This is a genomic window from Janthinobacterium sp. TND4EL3, from assembly GCF_900156175.1.
In the GTDB taxonomy this organism is placed as follows: Bacteria; Pseudomonadota; Gammaproteobacteria; order Burkholderiales; family Burkholderiaceae_D; genus Janthinobacterium.
In genome coordinates, this window is sequence record NZ_FTMV01000004.1 from 246,964 (window position 1) to 266,463 (window position 19,500).

The 19,500-nt window shown below is 64.5% G+C and carries 14 protein-coding genes and 1 tRNA gene; all 15 read left to right on the top strand.

The genetic code is table 11. From position 1 onward, the window contains the following. Window positions 1-168 precede the first annotated feature (168 nt). The 15 genes from BXA07_RS09345 to epsL all read left to right on the top strand — a co-directional run bounded on the left by BXA07_RS09345 (window position 169) and on the right by epsL (window position 19,495). Window positions 169-1,338 carry a patatin-like phospholipase family protein gene (locus tag BXA07_RS09345; protein WP_076567526.1) on the top strand — a complete coding sequence of 390 codons (1,170 nt, stop codon included), beginning with the start codon at window positions 169-171 and terminating at the stop codon, window positions 1,336-1,338. Window positions 1,339-1,392: 54 nt separating this feature from the next. Continuing rightward, on the top strand, window positions 1,393-5,640 hold the full coding sequence (locus BXA07_RS09350) for a hybrid sensor histidine kinase/response regulator (protein WP_244556232.1): 4,248 nt from the start codon (window positions 1,393-1,395) through the stop codon (window positions 5,638-5,640). 87 nt (window positions 5,641-5,727) lie between these two features. Beyond that, on the top strand, window positions 5,728-6,438 hold the full coding sequence (locus BXA07_RS09355; protein ID WP_076567527.1) for a response regulator: 711 nt from the start codon (window positions 5,728-5,730) through the stop codon (window positions 6,436-6,438). Between the two features lie 99 nt (window positions 6,439-6,537). Further along, window positions 6,538-8,157, top strand: coding sequence for an AMP-binding protein (locus BXA07_RS09360; protein ID WP_076567529.1), 1,620 nt, complete (start codon window positions 6,538-6,540; stop codon window positions 8,155-8,157). Further along, window positions 8,154-10,529 carry a bifunctional salicylyl-CoA 5-hydroxylase/oxidoreductase gene (locus BXA07_RS09365; RefSeq protein WP_076567530.1) on the top strand — a complete coding sequence of 792 codons (2,376 nt, stop codon included), beginning with the start codon at window positions 8,154-8,156 and terminating at the stop codon, window positions 10,527-10,529. Before BXA07_RS09360 ends, BXA07_RS09365 begins: the two co-directional genes overlap by 4 nt. A gap of 1 nt (window position 10,530) precedes the next feature. After that, entirely contained in the window at window positions 10,531-11,331 is an 801-nt protein-coding gene (locus BXA07_RS09370; protein WP_076567532.1) for an SDR family NAD(P)-dependent oxidoreductase, read from the top strand. Between the two features lie 13 nt (window positions 11,332-11,344). Then, entirely contained in the window at window positions 11,345-11,857 is a 513-nt protein-coding gene (locus tag BXA07_RS09375; protein WP_083708135.1) for a MarR family winged helix-turn-helix transcriptional regulator, read from the top strand. 2 nt (window positions 11,858-11,859) lie between these two features. Then, complete coding sequence (locus BXA07_RS09380; protein ID WP_076567535.1) at window positions 11,860-12,714, top strand: enoyl-CoA hydratase family protein; 855 nt, start codon at window positions 11,860-11,862, stop codon at window positions 12,712-12,714. A gap of 1 nt (window position 12,715) precedes the next feature. Further along, the gene (locus BXA07_RS09385) at window positions 12,716-13,876 is read left to right on the top strand and encodes an acyl-CoA dehydrogenase family protein (protein WP_076567536.1); all 1,161 of its coding nucleotides are present in this window, start codon (window positions 12,716-12,718) and stop codon (window positions 13,874-13,876) included. 26 nt (window positions 13,877-13,902) lie between these two features. After that, window positions 13,903-14,295, top strand: coding sequence for a RidA family protein (locus BXA07_RS09390; RefSeq protein WP_076567707.1), 393 nt, complete (start codon window positions 13,903-13,905; stop codon window positions 14,293-14,295). A 122-nt stretch (window positions 14,296-14,417) separates the two neighbouring features. Next, a complete protein-coding gene (locus tag BXA07_RS09395) occupies window positions 14,418-15,152 on the top strand; it encodes a PEP_CTERM-anchored TLD domain-containing protein (protein WP_076567538.1) in 735 nt (244 codons plus the stop codon). 65 nt (window positions 15,153-15,217) lie between these two features. Beyond that, a tRNA-Arg gene (locus tag BXA07_RS09400) sits at window positions 15,218-15,292 on the top strand. Between the two features lie 160 nt (window positions 15,293-15,452). After that, a complete protein-coding gene (locus BXA07_RS09405; protein ID WP_076567539.1) occupies window positions 15,453-17,345 on the top strand; it encodes an ATP-binding cassette domain-containing protein in 1,893 nt (630 codons plus the stop codon). 178 nt (window positions 17,346-17,523) lie between these two features. Continuing rightward, window positions 17,524-18,186 (top strand): CAAX prenyl protease-related protein, encoded by a 663-nt coding sequence (locus tag BXA07_RS09410; protein ID WP_076567541.1) that lies wholly within the window; start codon window positions 17,524-17,526, stop codon window positions 18,184-18,186. Window positions 18,187-18,226: 40 nt separating this feature from the next. Continuing rightward, window positions 18,227-19,495 (top strand): XrtB/PEP-CTERM-associated polysaccharide biosynthesis outer membrane protein EpsL, encoded by a 1,269-nt coding sequence (gene epsL / locus BXA07_RS09415; protein ID WP_076567542.1) that lies wholly within the window; start codon window positions 18,227-18,229, stop codon window positions 19,493-19,495. The last annotated feature ends 5 nt before the right edge of the window (window positions 19,496-19,500 follow it).

Sequence of the window (19,500 nt, forward strand, 5' to 3'; positions counted from 1 at the left end):
GCGCTTCTCGGCCACCTCTCCCTTCCGCTCGCTACGGTTTTGTCCGGCGCCGTGACGTGGGCAGTCTGTCTGGATGTTGTTCTGCACACTTTGTATCATCCTTTTCCGGTGCACTCAGTAACTTCCAAACTTTTCCACAAAGTATCAAGACCCTGCTAATCTGCCGGCATGGGAATGCAAAATAAAACAGGCTTGATACTCACGGGAGGAGGCGCCCGTGCCGCCTACCAGGTGGGCGTGCTGCAGGCGATTTCGGCGATTCTGTGGGAAGCGGGCTGGGCGCCGGCGCGTAACCCCTTCGACATCATCTGCGGCACTTCGGCCGGCGCCATCAATGCCACGGCGCTGGCTTGCCGGGCCGATAACTTCGGCGAAGGCGTGCAAAAGCTGCTCGACGTGTGGCAGCACATCCAGGTCGAGCAAGTGTACCGCGCCGATTCGCTGGGCGTGATCCGCTCGGGCGCGCGCTGGCTATCCTTGCTGTCGTTCGGCTGGCTGCTGCGCCAATGGCATGCGTCGCCGCCCAATTCCCTGCTCGACAATACCCCGCTGGTCAGCCTGCTGCACCGCATGCTCGACCTGCCGCGCCTCGATGCCGCACTGGCCGACGGCCTGCTGCATGCGCTGGCCGTGACGGCATCGTCGTATTCGGGCAGCCGCCACATGACGTTTTACCAGACGGGGGCCGAGATCGCGCCCTGGGTGCGGACGCAGCGCCTGGCCCTGCAGGACCAGATCGGCGTGGAGCACCTGCTCGCTTCGGCCGCCATTCCCTTCATCTTCCCCGCCGTGCCCCTGTACGTGGGCGGCCAGCGCGAGTATTGCGGTGACGGCTCGATGCGCCAGCTGGCGCCTATCTCGCCGGCGATCCACCTGGGCGCGAACAAGGTGCTGGTGGTGGGCGCGGGGCGCATGACGGAGCCGGCGCCCGGACCGGGCGACGCGGCGCGCTACCCGAGCCTGGCGCAGATCGCCGGCCATGCGCTGTCGTCGATCTTCCTCGACGGCCTGGCCGTGGACATCGAGCGCCTGAACCGCATCAACCTGACCCTGTCGATGCTGCCGCCGGAATTGCTGGGAAAGACGGCGCTGAAACCGGTGGAGCTGCTGGTCATCGCGCCCTCGGAACGGCTCGACGCCATCGCCAGCCGGCATATCGGCAGCTTGCCCCGCCCGATACGCACCATGTTGTCGGGCATCGGCGCGGCCGAAGCGCGCGGCGCGGCGCTGGCCTCGTATTTGTTGTTCGAATCGACGTATACTAACGAGCTGATCCGTCTTGGACAGCGCGATACGCAGGCCCGCAAGGACGATGTACTGGCGTTTTTTGGTTCTTGAGACGGCCCCCGGGCCCGTTGCCGGAGTTTTCGCGTTTTTTTTGACAGGACGATTGTGCTGGTATTTCGACGTGTTTGCGGTGTTGTATTACTGTTAATTCTGCTGGTGGGCGGCCTGGCCGTGGCGGCGCCGGCGCCCACCCTGCGTTTCGACCAGCTCAGCGTCGAGCAGGGCCTGGCGCAGGAATCGGTGCTGGCCATCGCCCAGGACCGGCAAGGCTATATGTGGTTCGGCAGCCAGTCCGGCCTCAGTCGTTTCGACGGCTACCGCATGGTCGTCTACAAGAATATCGAGGGCGACAAGACCAGCCTGGCCGACAACTGGGTGGGTGAACTGCATGTCGACAGCCAGGGGAATCTGTGGGTCGGCACGGACAATGGCCTGGACCGCTTCGATGCGGCCAGCCAGACCTTTACGCATTACGTCCCGCAGGAAAAGAGCAAGCGCGGCAACGGCAACCGGCATATCCATGCCATCCTCGACGATGGCGCGCGCGGCTTCTGGATCGCCACCTCGGACGGCTTGCAGCATTTCGATCCCGCCACCGGCGCCTTCCGCACCTGGCACTATGAAGAAGGCAACCCGCACAGCCTGGGCGACAATGAAATCAAGGCGCTGGCGCTGGACGCGCACAATCGACTGTGGATCGGCACCGTGACGGGCCTGGACATGCTGGCACCGGGCAGCGAACGCTTCGAGCATTTCGCCGTCGATGCGACGCCCGGCTCGAAATACAATGTGATCCAGTCGCTGCTGGTCGACCGCCAGCAGAACCTGTGGATCGGCACCATGGCCGGCGCCGAGCGCTGGCGCCTGGGGAGCGCCGGCGAGGCACCGCAGGCACGCCAGCGCCTGAGCGAAAAACAGGGCTTTTCCGCCATCCGCGTGGCCAGCCTGTACCAGGACATCGACGCCACCGTCTGGTTGGGCAGCAATGCCGATGGCCTGTTCCGCTGGCTGCCCGACAGCGATACCTTTCTGCAGTACCGCCACCAGGCGGGCGACAAGTTCAGCGTTGCCGATAACCAGCTGTCGTCGCTGTTCCGCGACCGCGCCGGTACCTTCTGGGTCGGCTCCTGGTACAACGGCGTGAGCCGGGTCGACCTGGGCAGCGGCGGCTTTTCGCGCATGGTGCGCGCTCCCGGCGACGCGGGGACGCTGGCGGACAAGAAAGTGCGCGCCCTGGCCGACGCGGGCGGCGGCAAGCTGTGGCTCGCCACCAAGGGCGGCCTGAAACTGTATGACACCCGCGATGGCTCTTCGCAGCTGTTTGATTTGCGCAATGCGCCCGGCATGTCGCGCGACGAGCAGGTCACTACCCTGTACAAGGCGCCGGACGGTACCCTGTGGGTGGGCGGCTCGACGGGCTTGCACCGCTTCGATCCGAAGCTGGGGCGCTTTTTCACCATGCGCTTCGCCGCGGGGGACCCGAACAGCGACACCATTCGCAATATCGTGAGCGACCGCAGCGGCATGCTGTGGGTCTCGACGCGCGGCGGCGTGCACCGTTTCGACCCCGCCAGCCGCCGCTTTACCACCTACCGCCATGACCCGGCCGATCCGAACAGCCTGTCCGACAACATGGTGCGGCCCGTGCTGGAGGATGGCAAGGGGCAGCTGTGGATAGGCTCGTTTCATGGCCTGGACCTGCTGGACCGCGCCAGTGGCCATTTCCGCCATTTCCGCCACGACCCGCAAGACCCGCATAGCCTCAGCCACGATGAGGTGCACTTTCTGCATGAGGACAAGCGCGGCGTGCTGTGGGTGGGCACGGCCAATGGCCTGAACCGCATGGACGTCGACGCCAAGGGCGAGATCCGCTTCCGCCGCTTCCTGCGCAAGGATGGCATGGCCGACGACGCCATCGCCAGTATCCTCGGCGACGACAACGAGCAGCTTTGGCTGAGCACGAACAGCGGCATCACGCGCCTCGACATGCGCAGCGGCCTGTTCCGCAATTACGACAGCGCCGACGGCACGGTGGAAGGCTCGTACTTCGATGGCGCGGCCTTGCGCGCCTCCGACGGCACCATGTATTTCGGCGGCTTCAACGGCATGACGGCGTTCGCGCCGCAGGATATCCACGATAACCGCGTGCCTCCGCTGGTGGCCATCACGGAACTGCAGATTTTCAACAAGCCGGTGGCCGTTGGCCGCGGCGAATTCGCCCAGGTGCTCAAGGCGGCGATCGACCATACGCGCCAGCTCGTGCTGACGAGCCGCGAAAGCGTGTTTTCGCTGGAGTTCGCGGCCCTGCATTTCGCCGCGCCGCAGCGCAACATGTTCGCTTACCGGCTCGAAGGCTTCGACCAGGACTGGGTCATGACGGATGCGGGGCGGCGCTTTGCCACCTACACCAATCTCGATCCGGGCAACTACGTGTTCCGCGTGAAGGCGGCCAACAAGGACGGCGTGTGGAACGAGAGCGGCGCCACCCTGGCCATCACGATCCTGCCGCCGTTCTGGAAAACCTGGTGGTTCCGCACCCTGATGGCGGCGCTGTTGCTGGGCGCCGTGTATGGCGCCTACCGGCAGCGCGTGCGCGCGCTGCGGCGCCAGCAGAACGAGCTGGAAAAACAGGTCAGCGAGCGCACGGCCGAGGTGCGGCAAAAGAACGCCCAGCTGCAGATCAAGGAAATCGAAGTGCTGGCGCAGTCGGACGAGCTGGCGCGCGCCAACAGCAGTCTGAAGAAAAACGAAGAAAGCTTGCGCCAGGCCAAGCGCAAGGCCGAGGATGCGACGCGCCAGAAGTCCGAATTCCTGGCCAACATGAGCCACGAGATGCGCACGCCGCTGGCTGGCGTGATCGGCATGCTGGGCTTCGCCTTGCGCGACGGGCAGCTGCAGGACGCCACGCGCGAGCAGATCCTGCGCGGCCAGGCCAATGCGCAGTCGCTGCTGGTGATCATCAACGACCTGCTCGATTTTTCCAAGATCGAAGCGGGCAAGCTGAGTATCGAAAACATCGACTTCGCGCTCGGTGCGGCGATCGAGAATGTCGTCAGCCTGTTCGAGGAGCAGGCGGCCGCGCGCAGCATCGGCTTCGCCATCGATTTCGCCCCCGACCTGCCGCCGTTCGTGGTGGGCGATCCGACGCGCCTGCGCCAGGTGCTGGTCAACCTGGTCGGCAATGCCTTCAAGTTCACCCAGCGCGGCGGCGTGAGCGTCAGCGTGGAACGGGCCGGCGTGGCCCAGTCGGCGGGAGCTGCTGGGCGCCAGGTCAACCTGATCCGCTTTACCGTCAGCGACAGCGGCATCGGCATCGATGCGGAGGCCATGGCGCGGCTGTTCCAGAAATTCGAACAAGCCGACGCCAGCACCACGCGGCGCTACGGCGGCACGGGCCTGGGCCTGGCCATCTGCCGCCAGCTGGTCGAGCTGATGGATGGCGAAATCGAGGTGGCCAGCACGCCGGGGCAGGGCAGCGTCTTCACGTTCACCTTGCCGCTGGCCGACGGCGTGGCGCCGCCGCTGGTACCGCAGGTGGCGCTCGCGCCGCACAGCCACCAGCTGCGCGTGCTGTGCGCGGAGGACTTCCCCACCAACCAGATCATCATCCGCGTCATGCTGGAAGAGCTGGGCCACCGGGTCGATGTGGTCGCCAACGGCGCGCTGGCGGTGGCGGCGTGCGTGCAAACGCGCTATGACCTGATACTGATGGATGGGCGCATGCCGGAGATGGACGGCGCCACGGCGACGCGCTTGATCCGCCTGGGCGGCTGGCCGGACCAGCCCGTGCGCGACCAGGAATTGATGATCGTGGCCTTGACGGCGAATGCCAGCGACGAAGACCGCAGCCGCTACCTGGGCGTGGGCATGGACGATTTCCTCAGCAAACCTGTCGACGAGGCGGTGCTGCACGGCTTGCTGGCGCGCGCCATCGAGCGCCAGCTGCAGCGTGGCTTCCTGTTGCCGCGCATGCCCTCCGGCGAGCCGCGCAGTGTGGCGCGCGGCCAGGCCGAACTCGATGCGCTGTTCGGCGTCGCGCCTGCGCCGTCGGCGGCCCCGTCCAGCCGCGGCGGCGAGCTGCAGCGCCGCATCCGCGCCGCCTTCGTGGCCGACCTGGAAAGCCGCCTGCATGAACTCGATACCGCCCTGGCCGCGCGGGACAAGGACGGCGCCGGGCGCTTGCTGCATGGCTTGAAGGGCAGCGCCGCCTATCTCGACGAGACGGAACTGCACATGCTGTGCACGGAACTGGAGGAAGCGGCGGACGGCGGGCGCTGGCAGCAGGTAGCGCAGCATTTGCCGCGCTTGCGGACATTGCTGGCGCAAATCGCCGATTTGGACGAGAAAATGTGAAATATGCAAGTTCGTCAACCGGACACGGCGGGAAACTGGGTAAAATACGCGAAAGACGCCCCGATACAGCCGGCTATGGAGAATGTAATGAAAGTACTGGTGGTCGACGATGACGTCGTTTCGCGCATGGTGTTGATGCACCTGATTGACAGTTGCGGCGTGCACGATATCGTGGAGGCCGAAGATGGCGCAGCCGCCTGGGAGCAGCTCGCGGGCGGCTTGCGCCCGTCTCTGTGCTTCTGCGACCTGCGCATGCCGCGCCTGTCGGGCATGGAGCTGCTGCAGAAAATCCGCTCGGACAGCGCGCTCGACGCCATGCCGCTGGTGCTCGTGTCGTCGGCCAATGACCACGACACGGTGCGCGACGCCGTGCAGGCCGGCGCCGCCGGCTACATCGTCAAGCCCTTCCAGCCGGAGCAGGTGCGCCAGCATATCGACGCCTGCTTCGACGTGGCGTGCCTGCCGGCCGAGGCGCCGCTGGCAACGGCGCAGCGCCTGGGCATCGATGACGAGCGCCTGCTGGCCTACCTGACGGGATTCCAGGGCCAGATCGGCGCCGCCGGCGAGCAGGTCGATGCCTTGCTGGCGCGCGGCGAACCGGCCCAGGCGCGCCAGTTGCTGGAAAAGCTGCACCTGGGCTGCCGTACCCTGGGCCTGCATGGCGCGGGCGCCGAAATGGCGGCCCTGCTGCAGGCGGCGGTGCTCGACGACGGCCAGATACAGGCGGTGCTGGGCGCGCTGGCGCGCAGCGCAGCGCAGCAGGCGCGCCTGCTGCGCCAGCTCGGCGACGAAGACTGAGCACGGATGGCGGGTTTTCTGCTTGCCGGAAAAATACTTTAGGTTTAAAGTATCTGCTTCCGGAGCATGTTCCCATGCCCGCCACCAGTCAGGATCAGCATGAACAGCGATCTATCGGGTTCCACCGCCTCTTCCCATGACGACTTTGCGCGCGCGCACCTGCCGCCGCGCGCGCTCTGGCCACAGCTGTGCTTTGACCTGCCCGAGCTGGATTATCCGCCGCGTCTCAACTGCGTCGCCGCCTTGCTCGATGCGGCCGTGGCCAATGGCGGCGGCGAGCGCATCGCCATCCTTGCCGATGGCCAGCGCTGGAGCTACGCCCAGCTGGCGCGGCACGTCGACCGCATCGCCCACGTGCTGTGCGCCGACCTGGGCCTGATCCCCGGCAACCGCGTGCTGCTGCGCGGCGCGAATACGCCCATGATGGCCGCCTGCCTGCTGGCCGTGCTGAAGGCCGGCTGCATCGCCGTGCCCACCATGCCGCTGCTGCGCGCGCGCGAGCTGTCGACCATTCTCGCCAAGGCCGAGGTCAACGCCGTGCTGTGCGCGCAGGGCTTGCGCGGGGAACTCGACGGCTTGCCCGGCTTGCCGGCCATGCTGTGCTTTGGCGCCGCCGACGCCGAACTGGAACGGCACATGGCGGCCCACACAGCCCCCTTTGGCGCATGCGATACGGCGGCCGACGACGTTTGCCTGATCAGCTTTACCTCGGGCACGACGGGCATCCCCAAGGGCACCATGCACATGCATCGCGATCTGCTGGCCATTTGCGACTGCTTTCCCCGCTCCATGCTGCAGGTGCGCCCCGACGACATCTTCATCGGCACGCCGCCGCTGGCGTTTACCTTCGGCCTGGGCGGCCTGCTGCTGTTTCCCCTGCGCTTCGGCGCGTGCGCCGTCCTGCTGGAAAAGCTCACGCCCGAGACCCTGCTGCGCGCCATCGGTGCCTACGGGGCCACGATCTGCTTCACGGCGCCCACGTTTTACCGCCAGATGGCGCCGCTGGCCGCGCAGCACGACTTGCGCAGCCTGCGCTTGTCCGTGTCGGCCGGCGAGGCACTGCCGCTGGCCACGCGCGACGCCTGGCAGGCGGCGACGGGACTGGCCATGACGGACGGTATCGGCGCCACCGAAATGCTGCACATTTTCATATCCGCCACGGGTGAGGGCATACGCCGCGGCGCCATCGGCAAGGCCATCCCCGGCTACCAGGCGTGCATCGTCGACGACGCCGGCGCGCCGCAGCCGCCAGGCGCCACGGGCCGCCTGGCCGTGAAGGGACCTACCGGCTGCCGCTACCTGGCCGATCCGCGCCAGCGCGAATACGTGCAGAATGGCTGGAACCTGACGGGCGACACCTTCGAGATGGATGGCGACGGTTACTTTTATTACCGCTCGCGCAGCGACGACATGATCGTCTCGGCCGGCTACAACATCGCCGGCCCGGAAGTGGAAGAGGCGCTGCTGCGCCACCCGGCCGTGGCCGAATGCGGCGTGGTCGGGCGCGCCGATGCCGAGCGGGGTCAGATCGTCGAGGCGCACATCGTGCTCAAGGATGGCTGTCAGCCCGGCGAGGCGCTGGCGGCCGAATTGCAGCAATTCTGCCGCCAGCAGATCGCTCCGTATAAATACCCGCGCGCCATCCGTTTTCTTGCCGCCTTGCCGCGCACGGAAACGGGCAAGCTGCAGCGTTTCAAACTTCGCACGGACGCTCCATGAATATTGTCTGCATCGGCGGCGGTCCCGCCGGCCTGTATTTCAGCCTGCTCATGAAAAAGCAGAACCCGGATCACCGCATTACGGTCATCGAGCGCAACCGCCCGTACGACACGTTTGGCTGGGGCGTGGTGTTTTCCGACCAGACCCTGGGCAACCTGGCCGGCGCGGACGAGCCGACGGCGCGCGCCATCCTGCAGGCGTTCAACCACTGGGACGACATCGAGATCCATTTCAAGGGCCAGACCGTGCGTTCGGGCGGCCATGGCTTTTGCGGCATCGGCCGCAAGCGCCTGCTCAATATCCTGCAGGCCCGCTGCGAGGAACTCGGCGTGCAGTTGGTGTTCGAGACGGAAGTGCGGGACGACCAGGCCATCGCGAAGCAGTACGGCGCCGACCTGGTGATCGCCAGCGACGGCTTGAACAGCCGCATCCGCACGCGCTATGCAGCCAGCTTCCAGCCCGAGATCGACCAGCGCCATTGCCGCTTCGTCTGGCTGGGCACGCGCAAGAAATTCGAGGCGTTCACGTTTGCCTTCCGCCAGACGGAATACGGCTGGTTCCAGGCGCATATCTACCAGTATGACGGCGACACATCGACCTTCATCGTCGAAACGCCCGAACACGTGTGGCGCGCGGCGGGACTCGATGCCATGAGCCAGGAAGAGGGCATCGCCTTTTGCGAAGCGCTGTTCGCCGGGGAACTCGATGGGCATGCGTTGCTGAGCAATTCGCCGCATTTGCGCGGTTCGGCGCAGTGGATCACCTTCCCCCGCATCGTCTGCCGGCAATGGGTGCATCGGCAGGATGGCGTGCCCGTCGTGCTGATGGGCGACGCGGCCCACACGGCGCATTATTCCATCGGTTCGGGCACCAAGCTGGCGCTGGAAGACGCCATCGAGCTGGCGCGCTGCTTTGGCCAGCACGGCGATAGCACCGCCGCCCTGGCCGCCTACCAGCAGCTGCGTGCCATCGAGGTGCTGAAAATCCAGAGCGCGGCGCGCAATTCCATGGAGTGGTTTGAAAACGTCGAGCGCTACAGCGCCATGGAAGCGCCGCAATTCGCCTATTCCATGCTCACGCGCAGCCAGCGCATCTCGCATGAAAACCTGCGCCTGCGCGATCCCGCCTACGTGGCCGACTACGAACGCTGGCTGGCGCGGCGCGCGGGCGAGCAGGCCGGCCTGGACCTGCCGGATCAGGCCGTGCCACCCATGCTCACGCCGTTCAAGCTGCGCGGCGTGCTGCTGAAGAACCGCATTGCCGTCTCGCCGATGGCGCAGTACAGCGCCGTCGACGGCGTGGCCGGCGACTACCACCTGATGCACCTGGGCGCGCGCGCCATGGGCGGCGCCGGCCTCGTGTTTGCCGAGATGACGTGCGTCTCGGCCGATGCGCGCATCACGCCCGCCTGCCCCGGCATGTACAGCGAAGCGCATACGCAGGGGTGGCGGCGCATCGTCGATTTCGTGCACGCGAACAGCGACGCGAAGATCGCCCTGCAGCTGGGCCACGCGGGCGCGAAAGGCTCGACGCGGCCCATGTGGGACGGCATCGACCTGCCACTCCAGGAAGGCAACTGGCCGCTGATCTCCGCTTCCGAACAGCAGTACCTGGCCGGCGTGTCGCAGCTGGCACGCGCCGCCGATGCAGACGACCTGGCGCGCGTCGAGCAGGACTTCGTGCGCGCCACCCTGGCCGCTGCCGTCGCCGGCTTCGACTGGCTGGAACTGCATTGCGCGCACGGCTATCTGCTGTCGAGCTTTATCTCGCCGCTGACCAATCGCCGCACGGACGACTATGGCGGCAGCCTGGAAAACCGCTGCCGCTATCCCTTGCGCGTGTTTCGCGCCATGCGCACGGCCTGGCCGCAGGACAAACCGATGAGCGTGCGCATTTCGGCTCACGACTGGGTCGACGGCGGCATCACGCCCGACGATGCCGTCGTCATCGCGCGCCTGTTCAAGGCTGAGGGCGCGGACCTGATCGACTGTTCCTCGGGCCAGGTCAGCAAGCTCGAACGGCCCGTGTACGGGCGCATGTTCCAGGCGCCGTTCGCCGACCGCGTGCGCAACGAGGCGGGCATCGCCAGCATGGCCGTCGGCTCCATCTTCGAAGCCGACCACGCCAACAGCATCATCGCCGCCGGGCGCGCCGACCTGTGCGCCGTGGGCCGCCCGCACCTGGCCAATCCGGCCTGGACCCTGACGGAAGCGGCGCGCATCGGCTACAGCGGCGCCGGGGCAGGATGGCCGAAACAGTACCGGCCGGGCCAGCAGCAGCTGGAACGCAATCTGCAGCGCGAACGCCAGCTGGCCGCCGCCAGCACGGGACTCACCCCGCAACAGGTGGCCGCGCGGCTGCTGGAAGGGTGATATGAGCAAGGAAACATTGACAGGTGTATTGTCGGGAAAGCATGCGCTCGTGACGGGGGCCGGCAGCGGCATCGGCCTGGCCTGCGCGCGCGCCCTGCTCGACGCGGGCGCCAGGGTGACGCTGGCCGGGCGCGACGGCGCGCGGCTGGCGCGCGCGCGCCAGCAGCTGGAAGAGGGCGGCCACGCGGGCCGGGTGGCCCTGTGCGTGCTGGACGTGACCGTGGAAGCGTCCGTGCAGGCCGGTTTTGCGCAGGCGGGGGCGCACTTCGGCCGCATCGATATCCTGGTCAATAACGCAGGGCAGGCGCACGCGGCGCCGTTCTGCAAGACGGACGCCGCCATCTGGCAGCAGATGCTGGCGGTGAACCTGACGGGCGTGTTTTACTGCTGCCAGGCGGCCATGCCGGCCATGCTGGAGGCGGGCTGGGGACGCATCGTCAACGTGGCGTCGACGGCGGGCCTGAAGGGCTATCGCTATGTCAGCGCCTATGTCGCCGCCAAGCATGGCGTGATCGGCCTGACGCGCGCGCTGGCGCTGGAAGTGGCGCCGCGCGGCGTGACCGTCAACGCCGTCTGTCCCGGCTACACGGAAACGGAAATGGTGGCACAGGCCGTGCAGAATATCGTGCGCAAGACGGGCCGTGGCGAAGAGGCGGCGCGCGCGGAACTGGCGGCAGCCAATCCGCAGCAGCGCCTGGTCCGGCCGCAGGAAGTGGCCGATGCGGTGGCCTGGCTCTGCCTGCCCGCCTCGTCCGCCATGAATGGACAATCGATCGCCGTCGCCGGCGGCGAAGTCATGTAACCGAATGAAGATCATGGATAAAGAAACCGACAATGTGCAGGACGAACCCGTGCTGGACCTGGCCAGCCGGCTGACGCAGGACCACCACCAGTCGCTCAAGCTGTGGCTGCGCATGTTGTCGTGCACGGTAAACATCGAAAACGAGGTGCGCACGCGCTTGCGCGCCACTTTCGGCATCACTTTGCCCCGTTTCGACCTGATGGCGCAGCTCGAACGCTTCCCTGAAGGTTTGCGCATGGGTGAACTGTCCAAGCGCATGATGGTAACGGGCGGCAATATTACGGGCATCACCGACCAGCTGGAGCAGGAAAAACTGGTGGCGCGCGTGGTCGACCCGAAAGACCGCCGCTCGTACAGCGTCAAGCTGACGCCAGCCGGCCGGCGCGCCTTTGACGAGATGGCCAAGGTGCATGAAGGCTGGATCGCCGAATTGCTGCATGGCGTGACGCCGGACGACAAGACCCGCCTGATCGAGCTGCTGTCGCACATGAAGCAGCAACTGAATAACACTTCCCTGAAGGATTGACCATGCGCCACCTACCCGGCCAGCCGCAGGACCTGCCTGGCAACCGCGCCAGCCTGGCCGGCTACGCCGCGCAGCATTTTCTGTTTTCCGTCGACGCGGGCGTCGCCACCCTGACCCTGCACCGGCCCGAGCGCAAGAATCCGCTCACCTTCGATTCGTATGCCGAGCTGCGCGAGTTGTTCCGCGCGCTGGCCCATGCGGACGACGTCAAGGCCGTGGTCATCACGGGCAGCGGCGGCAATTTCTGTTCGGGCGGCGACGTGCACGACATCATCGGCCCATTGACCCAGCTCGACATGCCCGGCCTGCTGGCCTTTACCCGCATGACGGGCGACGTGGTGAAAGCCATGCGCGCCTGCCCGCAGCCCATCATCGCCGCCATCGACGGCATTTGCGCGGGCGCCGGCGCCATGCTGGCGCTGGCGTCCGACATCCGCATCGGCACGGCGCGCAGCAAGACGGCTTTCCTGTTTACGCGCGTGGGCCTGGCCGGCTGCGACATGGGCGCCTGCGCCTTGCTGCCGCGCGTGATCGGCCAGGGCCGCGCCGCCGAACTGCTGTACACGGGGCGCTCCCTGGCCGGAGCCGAGGGCGAGCGTTGGGGCTGGCTTAACCGTCTGGTCGAGCCGGAAGAGCTGGCCGAGGCGGCGCAGCTGTTCGCCGCCGGCCTGGCCAGCGGCCCCACGTTCGCGCACGGCATGACGAAGAAAATGCTGCAGCAGGAGTGGAATATGGGCGTCGACGAAGCCATCGAGGCGGAAGCGCAGGCGCAGGCCATTTGCATGGCCACCAACGATTTCCACCGCGCCTATCACGCCTTCGTGGCGAAGGAACAACCAACCTTTGAGGGTAATTGAGATGCGCGACACCAGCTATCTGGAGTGGCCGTTTTTTGAGGCGCGCCATGCGGAACTTGAGCGCGAACTCGATGCCTGGGCCGATGCGCACCTGGCCGATGCGCACGGCGCCGACGTCGACGCGGCGTGCCGCGCGCTGGTGGCGCAACTGGGACAGGGCGGCTGGCTGGCGCATGCCACCGGCGCCGACGGCAAGATCGACACGCGCGCCATTTGCCTGATCCGCGAAACCCTGGCGCGCCACAATGGGCTGGCCGATTTCGCCTTCGCCATGCAGGGACTCGGTTCGGGCGCCATCGGCCTGTTCGGCACCTTGGAGAACAAGGCGCGCTATTTGCCGGACGTGGCCAGCGGCAAGCGCATCGCCGCCTTTGCCCTGTCCGAGCCGCAGGCGGGGTCGGACGTGGCGGCCATGGCCTGCGCCGCGCGCCGCGACGGCGACGACTATGTGCTCGACGGCGAAAAGACGTGGATCTCGAACGGCGGCATCGCCGACTTTTACGTGGTGTTCGCGCGCACGGGCGAGGCGCCCGGTGCGCGCGGCATCAGCGCCTTCATCGTCGACGCCGACAATCCCGGGCTGGAAATTGCCGAGCGCATTGCCGTCATCGCGCCGCATCCGCTGGCGCGCCTGCGTTTCAATCAGTGCCGCGTGCCCGTGTCGCAGCGCCTGGGCGCGGCGGGGCAGGGCTTCAAGGTGGCGATGGCGACGCTCGATGTGTTCCGCACCTCGGTGGCCGCCGCCGCGCTGGGCTTTGCGCGGCGCGCCTTCGATGAAGCGCTGCGCCACGCCACCGCGCGCCAGATGTTCGGCCAGACGCTGGCGGACTTCCAGCTGACGCAGGCGAAATTGGCGCAGATGGCCACCGGCATCGACGCGGCCGCGCTGCTGACCTACCGCGCCGCCTGGCAGCGCGACCAGGGCCGCAAGGTGACGAAGGAAGCGGCCATGGCCAAGCTGACGGCCACCGAGACGGCGCAGCAGGTGATCGACGCGGCCGTGCAGCTGTTCGGCGGCATGGGCGTGGTCAGCGGACACCCGGTCGAATGCCTGTACCGCGAAATCCGCGCCTTGCGCATCTACGAGGGCGCCAGCGAGGTGCAGCAACTGATCATCGCGCGTGAACTGCTGCGCGAGGCGGCCAGCGCAGGAACGGCATGAAGCGCATGAACAACGAGGAAAACCAAATGCAAGTTTTACAACCGCCCGCCTGGGCCAGACCACGCGGCTACGCGAATGGCATCGCCGCCAGCGGGCGCACGGTGTACGTCAGCGGCATGATAGGCTGGGATGCGCAGGGCCAGTTCCATACGGATGACTTTGCAGGGCAGGTACGCCAGGCCCTGCAGAACATCGTCGCCGTGCTGGCCGAAGCGGGCGCCTTGCCTGAACACATCGTGCGCATGAACTGGTATGTGCTGGACAAGAAGGAATATGTAGCGGCATATCCACAAATCGGCGTTGCCTACAGGGAAATCATCGGCAAGCACTTCCCGGCCATGACGGCCGTGCAGGTGGCGGGGCTGATTGAGGACAGAGCGAAGGTGGAGATCGAAGTGACGGCGGTGCTGCCTGGCTGAATTTCTGCTATGAAATATTGCGTATTGGCATCTAAATAATAAATATAAAAACATTATCTGTCGTGTTATATTTGGCAATCGGAAAATACGCCGGTTTTAAATGCTGACAGTTGAGGTAGAGGATGCATAACAATTTCAGAACAGCAAGCAGCGTGGCGCTGGCGGTGGCCGGCATGGCTTTTTGCATGGGGGCGCATGCCGATTCCGGCATCTCGCTTCTCTCCCCCGGCTATCAGGCGCAACTGGAGACCTGGCTCGGTGAAGGGCGCCTGGCGCTGACGAATATTTACAGCAAGGCAGCGGGCGACACTTCGCTCGACTTTCACAAGGCATCCGATGGCAAGGGGCGCACCTTTTCCGTCATGGAGGCCACGAATTCATCGGGCAAGACGTGGCTGGTGGGGGGCTACAATCCGCAAAGCTGGAGCTCCACCGATGGCATGCATGTCACCATGGACGACAGCCAGCGCACGGCTTTCTTGTTCAATCTGACGGCGGGCTTCATGCTGCCGCAACTGAAGCAGTATTTCAACGGTGATGGTATAGGCCAGGACCAGACCTTCAATCGGGCCGACTACGGCCCCACGTTCGGTTTCGGGCACGATTTGTATGTGCCGCAGAATCTGACGAATGGCGGTAGTTCTTTCCTGTATACCTATAACTATCGCGGGCAGCCGTCGACTGGCGTCAGCTTGCTCGATGGCTCCATTTGGCATGGCAATGATGTGACCTTCGGCGCCATCCAGGTATTTGCCATCAGCGCCGTGCCGGAGCCGGCCACGTATGGCCTTCTGCTGACAGGATTGCTTGTATTGCTGGCACGCCAGCGCTGCAGGGCGAAGGCGCGCGCTGCCTGACGTGGTAGCGCCCACCTGCCAGACTGTCCATGGCAGGCGCTTGCCTGTATAATGCCGCTGCGCGTGTCGCCATCGTACAATGGATAGTACAAGGTCCTCCTAAGACTTAAATGCAGGTTCGATTCCTGCTGGCGACACCACACTCCACGCAACGCGCGCCGGTGGCCTGAGTTCATGCTGGCCGCAATGCACTGGTGGTGCCGAGTTGTCGGTACAATGCGTGCTTCATTCATCCAATCGGCAGCTGTTTGGCGCACCACGCGGTGCGCGCGAGGCGGCGCCCGTACACCTTTACTCATTATGGCTGTCATTTCTCTTTCATCGGCGCAACTTGCGTTCGGTCACGTCGCGCTGCTCGATCACGCGGAATTTTCACTGGAAACCTCGGAACGGGTCGGCTTGATCGGCCGCAACGGCACGGGAAAATCCTCTTTGCTGAAAGTCATTTCGGGCAAGTTCAAGCTCGATGACGGTTTGTTGGTCATGCAGCAAGGCATCAAGATCGCCTATGTGGAGCAGGAGCCGCAATTCGACCCGGACATGTCCGTGTTCGACGCCGTCGCTTCCGGCATGGGCGAGTCGCAGGCGTGGCTGAAGGAATACGACGCGCTGACGGGCCAGTTTGGCCAGGGCAACGACGACGAATTGATGGAACGCATGCACGACATCCAGGTGAAACTCGACGCGGCCGATGCGTGGAGCTTGCCGAACAAGGTGGAAACCGTGCTTGACCGGTTGAACCTGACGGGTGACATGGCCATGAAAACCCTGTCCGGCGGGATGCAGAAGCGCGTCGCGCTGGCGCGCGCGCTGGTGTCGGCGCCCGACGTGCTGCTGCTCGATGAGCCGACCAACCATCTCGATTTCAGCTCCATCCTGTGGCTGGAAGGTTTGTTGCGCGATTTCAAGGGCAGCGTGTTGTTCATTACCCATGACCGCTCCTTCCTCGACAACGTCGCCACGCGCATTATCGAGCTCGACCGCGGCCGTTTGCTGTCGTATCCAGGCAACTTCACGGCGTATCAAGTGCGCAAGGCGGAGCAACTGGAAATCGAAGAGGTGGAAAACGCCAAATTCGACAAGTTCCTGGCGCAGGAAGAAGTGTGGATACGCAAGGGCGTCAAGGCCCGCCGCGTGCGCGACGAAGGCCGCGTGCGCCGCCTGGAAGCGCTGCGCCTGACGCGCAATGCGCGCCGCGAACAGCAGGGGCAGGTGAAACTGGACGTGTCGGCCGGCGAACGCTCGGGCAAGATCGTGGCGGACCTGGAAAACGTCTCGAAAATTTATGGCGACAAGGTCATTGTCAAGGATTTCAGCGCCACCATCTTGCGCGGCGACAAGGTTGGCCTGATCGGCGCCAACGGCGCGGGCAAGACCACCTTGCTGAAAATGATTCTGGGCGAAGAGCAGTCGGACACGGGCACCATCCGCCTGGGCACCAAGCTGCAGGTGGCGTACTTTGACCAGATGCGCACGCAGCTGAATGAAGAGGCGAACCTGATGGAAACCATCGCGCCCGGCAGCGACTGGGTCGAGATCAATGGCCAGCGCCGCCACGTGATGACGTACCTGAACGATTTTCTGTTCGCGCCGGAACGTGCCCGTTCGCCCGTCAAGTCGCTGTCCGGTGGCGAGCGCAACCGTTTGCTGCTGGCGCGCCTGTTTGCCAAGCCAGCCAACGTGCTGGTGCTCGATGAACCGACCAATGACTTGGATATCGATACTCTGGAGTTGCTGGAAGAGTTGCTGGAAGAATACACCGGCACCGTTTTCCTCGTCAGCCATGACCGTACCTTCCTCGACAACGTCGTCACGCAGGTGATCGTCGCCGAAGGCGAGGGCAAGTGGCGCGAATTCGTCGGCGGCTACACGGACTGGGAGCGCGTGCGCACCTTGCCGATCGCCACGGCGCCGGCCAGCAAGCCTGCCGTCAAGGTCGAAGCGGCTGCCCCTGTTGCCAAGCAGAAAAAGCTCAGCTACAAGGAGCAGCGCGAACTGGAAGAGCTGCCGAAACTGATCGCCAAGCTGGAAGACGAGCAGTCGGTGCTGGCGGCTGAACTGTCGCATCCGGATTTCTACAAGAAGACGCCGGCCGAAGGCAAGCGCCTGAACGCGCGCGTGGCGGAAATCGAAAACGAGTTGCTCGAAGCGTTGGAAAAATGGGAACAGATCGAGGCGCGCAGCAACGCCTGATTGGTTTCTCGCATTCCCTGTTGTAATTTAAGTTAGGATTACTTGCCACGGCAACGGTTCAGCTTGATATAATTATATAATTATATTTTTTACATCGGGGGATGCATGTTTGTCATGAAAAACACGCAAGCCGGACCAGGGCGTCTGGCGTGCGGGCCTGTCCCCGATACGCGTCAATATGTTTGACCGCGCCGCCTTGCCTCGGGTAGCGCCATTCCTGGTCTACCTCTCCTTCATTTTTATCGCCGACATGCTGGGCCGGCTCGGCTTTGCCGCGCAGGATTTGCGCTGGCTGTATGCGGTCAAGATCGGCGCCGTGCTGGGCATGCTGCTGTACTGGCGCCGCAGCTATACGGAACTGGCCTGGACAGGACTCGGTGCGCGCGCCATTGCCGTCGCCGTCGTCACCGGATCTGTTGTTTTTTTGCTGTGGATTAATTTGAATGCGGACTGGATGGTGATCGGCAGCGCCGACGGCTTCGATCCCCGCAATGATGGCCGCATCGAATGGGTACTGGTGGTGTTGCGCATCGCGGGCGCGGCGCTGGTCGTGCCCGTGATGGAAGAGCTGTTCTGGCGCTCTTTCCTGCTGCGCTGGATCGATGCCCCGGACTTTCTGAAGTTCAGCCCGCGTCTGGCAAGCGTCAAGGCTTTTGTTGTCAGTGTGACACTGTTTGGCTTCGAACACAATTTGTGGCTGGCCGGTATCGTTGCTGGCGCTGCCTACACCTTGCTGTACATGCGCAGCCAGTCGCTGTGGGCGCCCATTCTCGCCCATGGCGTGACCAATGGCGTGCTGGGCCTCTGGATTATTTCCGGTGGACACTGGACTTACTGGTAATATTGCCAATCAACTGTTTGCTCTAGTAAAGAGAATACCTATGTTGAATTCCCCGCAAGAAAAACATGCCGATGGCGGCCCTGCTGCCGCAGCACGCCGTTTCCCGACGGTATCGGCATTGCGCGCCGGTTGTTTGTTACTGCTTGGCAGCATGGTCAGCCCGGCTGCCATTGCTTCATGGAGCGACACGATTTTCCCCTTTCTCGCCACGTCATATTCCTACGATGACAACCTTTTGCGTCTTGACGACAGCACGCCAGGTTACACGGGACCTCGTTCCGATACCTCACGCCAGATTCAGGCCGGCTTTCTGTTCAACCGGCCGATCGGACGCCAGGTACTGAGCGGGCAAGCCAAGTGGTCGCGGGTATCGTTCCAGCATTTCGACAGCCTGAACTATAACGGCAAGGATTTGCTGGCAGACCTGGAATGGCATATCGGTAATCATCTTGACGGTCATGCCGGTGTCACGTATTCGGAAACCCTCACACCGTTCAGTGACTTTCAATCCACGGGCACGAACCGCAATATGCGCACGCGGCACCGGAATTATCTCGATGGCGGCTGGTTGTTCCATCCGAGCTGGCGCCTGCGCGGCGGACTGAGCCGTGAGCGCTACTACTATGACCTGACGCGGCTCAGCTATGCGAATCGCGTCGAGGATGCGGGCGAGCTGGGGCTCGATTACCTCGCATCGAGCGGCAGCAAGATCGGTGTGCAGCTGCGTCACCTGAAGGGTGATTATCCGAACCGCCCGGCGGGCTCGCAATTTAGCCTGGTCGATGGCTATACCCAGGACGAGGTGAAGGCAAATATCTACTGGCGCTACAGCCAGGCGACGCAGGTGCAGTTGCTCGCTGGCTGGGTCCGCCGCGGCTATGCATCGTTCTCGGGACGCGATTCGAAAGGCGTAAATGGTCGCCTGATCGTCAATTGGGCGCCGTTGGGAAAAGTGCGCTTTACGGGGAATGTATGGCATGAATTCGGCGCCGTGGAAAGTGCGCTGGTATCGAGCAGCTTGAATAATGGCGCCAGTGTGGCCGCAGTATGGGATATTTCATCGAAAGTGCGCATGGATGCTGAAGTGCGGCGCCAGAAACGCGACTTCTCCGCTACCAGCGGCCTGGTCTTTCCCGTCGATGTCACGGATTCCACGCGTACGGAGTCGCTGGGGCTGACCTATGCGCCGCAACCGAATATCCAGCTGAGTTTGAATGCCTTCCATGATACCCGCAAGGGCGCCCCGATTATTAATACAGGCAGCTACCGCGCCAAAGGCGTTTCCTTTAGCGCCAGTGTCCAGTTCTGAGAGTC